The 3778-nt window shown below is 39.0% G+C and carries 2 protein-coding genes; one reads left to right on the forward strand and one right to left on the reverse strand.

What is annotated here, in order from left to right:
• Positions 1-378 precede the first annotated feature (378 nt).
• Positions 379-2067: an ATP-binding protein gene (locus F6K22_RS35220; RefSeq protein WP_293109162.1), complete on the forward strand. Its 1689-nt coding sequence runs from the start codon at positions 379-381 to the stop codon at positions 2065-2067.
• Positions 2068-3258: 1191 nt separating this feature from the next.
• On the opposite strand, the gene F6K22_RS35225 is transcribed toward F6K22_RS35220, so the two are convergent.
• Positions 3259-3778 (reverse strand): DNA-3-methyladenine glycosylase (locus F6K22_RS35225; RefSeq protein WP_293109164.1); only part of this gene is annotated, 520 nt, incomplete at its 5' end.

Here is a 3778-nt window from a genome sequence, read left to right on the forward strand (position 1 = left end):
TGGAATTGAATCAGCAGGTTACACTTTAGTTTCAGACGAAGATTACGAACCTGTACGAAAACTGCAAAAGTTGCTTAACGCTCCATCTTAATCTAAGAAGCTGTTTGAGAAGTGCTGCATCACACTGATGAATCCTAAAAACCTAACCCCCCCTTCCCTACAAGGGAATGGGGGATTCAAAGCCTCTCTCCTACGAGGAGAGAGGTTTTTATGAATTTACAAACAGTTTCTAAGTTGGTATTTATGGTTAAATAATTGAAAATTGGGTGGAGAATTATATCCATTCAAATTTTGTTTAAAATTTTTGTTGTGCATCCCGCTAATTTATCTTTATCTGAAACGATTGATAATTTCAATAGTAAATTTACTCTAAAATTTATGAAGCTTATTGCCAAGTTTTTAAGTTCTTCTACTTTATGTTTTAGTATAATTACGTTCCTTTTATTGGGCAGTGAAGTTTTTATCAATAAAGCAGAAATATCAGTTGCAAAAAGTAGAGAAAAAACTTTAAACTCTATAGAAAAAGTAATTTGCTTACAGGTCGCTTTAGCACATCAAATTGAAGCATTGAAGGATTATTTATTTCTGGCTCAAAATACTATTGATATGAGACGTTATCAGCGAGCCAAGTTAGAATTCACAACCTGTCTACAGGAGTTAGACTCTTTAATGCCAGATGTTGAAGAAATTTCAGTTATTCAACGTCGTCATCAAAATATAATTCGTTTAGCAAATAGTTTGGAAAGTACTTTCTACAGTGTACCCGAAACTCAACAAGATATTCGTGCCCTAAACTCCTTCTCTAAAGATATTCAATTGTATTTAAAATCTTTAGCCAAAACAACAGAATATCGGGATGATATAACTCGAAAAAAAGCACAACAGTTAAAGCAAATTTCCAGGTTAGCGAAGTATGTAATAATTGTGTCAATTTTCTTGGTTTTTCTGGTCCAGTTTAAGCTGATTTTTCTGCCTGTAATTAATTCAATCAAGCAACTAAAAGAAGGAACTAATAAAATTGGTAAGGGAGAACTAAATCATCGTTTAAATCTTAAAACAAATGATGAAATTGGAGAATTAGCAGCAGGTTTTAATCAGATGACTATTCAATTAGCAGAATCTCGTCAAAAATTGGGGGATAAACTTCAAGAATTGACCCTAGTAAATCATAATTTAAACACTGAAATTGAAAACCGTAATCGTGCTGAGGCTGAACTGCAAAAAAGTCTAGGTCTAATTCAAAGCGAGAAAATGTCAAGTTTAAGTCAGATGGTAGCTGGAATTGCTCATGAAATTAATAACCCTGTAAATTTTATTCATGGCAATCTTACTCATGCTGAAACTTATAGCCAAGAGTTATTAAATTTAATTAATTTATATCAACAACACTATCCAAATCCTGTTCCAGAAATTGAAGATGAATTAGAAGCAATTGAACTAGATTTCTTAGTTGAAGATTTTTCTAAATTGTTGACATCAATGCGGATGGGAACTGAGCGAATTATAGAAATTGTAACCTCATTGCGAACCTTTTCTCGACTTGATGAAGCAGATATTAAAAAAGTAGATATCCATCAAGGATTAGATGGAACTTTGTTGATTTTGCAACATCGTTTAAAAACTCAAAACAATCGCCCAGAAATTCGAGTGATTAAAGATTATGGTAAATTGCCATTAATTTCTTGTTATTCTGGACAGTTAAACCAAGTTTTTCTGAATATTTTGACTAATGCAATTGATGCTTTGGAAGAACAGAATAGAACTCGTACCTTGGAAGAAATTCATGCCTATCCCAGTCAAATTCGGATTCAAACTTTTACCAATACAGATAAAACCTTGGCAACAATTAAAATTGCAGATAATGGTTGTGGAATTCCATCAAATGTTCTAGAAAAATTATTTAACCCATTTTTTACAACTAAACCTGTTGGTAAAGGAACAGGTTTAGGATTAGCGATCGCCTATCAAATTATTAAAGATCGGCATCACGGCAAAATTAATTGTTATTCAGAACCAGGAAAAGGGGCAGAATTTGTAATTGAAATACCAGTTCAGCAAACTCATTGAAGAAGGAGTCAGGAGTCAGAATAAATGTTCAGGGAGTAATCTGCGTTGGCGGAGCCTAGCGGCAGCTATATCGCCACTTTCATGCAACAAAGCCATTAATAATTAATAATTAATAATTACCTCTTCTTAAAACATTGAGGATTGGTTAAAAGGAATTTTTGGGTTCTCGAGGGGAGATTGGATATGTCGAGGAGACCCGCTCTTAACAGACCCGCTGCCTCTTGCAGAGGAGCTGCCTCTTACAGAGGAGCTGCGCTAACGCCATCCCATCCTAAGGTCATGCTCCGCTTTCCGACCGCTGTCTTGGTCGATTGGAGGCCAGCGTTTGCGCTTCGCAAAGCTTCGAAGTTCGCGTAGCGTCCCGGAGGGAACGGAGACCTCGCCATCCCATCCTAGGTCATGCTCCGCTTTCCGACCGCTGTCTTGGTCGATTGGAGGCCAGCGTTCGCGTAGCGTCCCGGAGGGAACGGAAACCTCGCCATCCCTCGACCGCTTTTTCTCCACGGCGAGTGAGAGGCTTTAAACCTTAATTTTTCGGTAACTCATTCCACAAAGAGGTCGCTAAAAGTGGATAACACAATTTTATTTCTTAATTGGGACTACTTATACCAATTCCCAAAAGCATTGCTATACTTAGGTAACACTTCAGTTATTAAGTAATTAATACAGGGGAAATCATTTTTTGCTAATAATAGCCCAGTTAATGTTTATTATTCTTATGTTGTACGGAAGTTTAGCTGGCGCACAACGCGCGTTTTTCATGTCGTGTAGCGAAACGCTGCGCGACATGAAACGCATTTTTGCCTGTACAACGTCCCTACCTCCCCACACGGACCACACGGACCACACTTCCCCACCCGATCGGGTATAGCATTCTTTTTGAGAAATGGTATTAGTGGGGAGATGGTTTAAGTAGCTAGTATTAGTTGGCAAATGGTGAAATTGCCTTATTCACTTTTAGCCACCTCTGTCCTAGATATGAGAAATGGCAGGTTTCTTCTCTTCCCCCTCTTCCCCCTCTCCCTCCTCTCCCCTATCCTGTAAGGAAGTGGGTAAAGTACAGCCTTTCACTCGTGGGGCAAGGGTGGATACTTGTGGGGTTGGGGGGTTAGGTTTTACCCACAATTTTAGTCTAGACGCTCTAGTAGTTTGAGCAAATCTCCTGACTCCTGACTCGCTCCTCCTGACTCCTCACTCCTTAGACACAGCATCACAGTCAGCCAAATACCACCGCCACGGTAACTCCGTTCCTTTTGTAATGCCAATACGAGTTGTTTGTACTATTCGCAAATTTTCCTGCTGAAATTGGGGAGTGCGATGTTCCAACCACATAGGTTGCTCCACTTCTAACGGCAAACCATTCAAACTCAGGTCTATATTAAGTAGACGACAAAGTTTACCAGGTCCGGCAGCCAAACGAGAAATTTGAGATTTTGATTTTTGTTTTGGAATATGCTCCCATAACCAATCTGGCACAGACTCCAATTGTAAAGCTCGAATTAAGACAACACTAGGCACCCCATCTACATCTGTCACAATATTCAGACAGTGGTACATCCCGTAAATAAGGAAAACATAGCTCATTCCTGGAGGGCCAAACATCACGGCATTTCGTGGGGTACGACTACGATAACCGTGACAAGCAGGGTCTCCTGGTGCATAAGCTTCGGTTTCTATCAACTTTGTTATCTGCTTCGCTAAAACCTTTCGA

Source organism: Okeania sp. SIO2F4 (assembly GCF_010672385.1).
GTDB lineage: Bacteria > Cyanobacteriota > Cyanobacteriia > Cyanobacteriales > Microcoleaceae > Trichodesmium.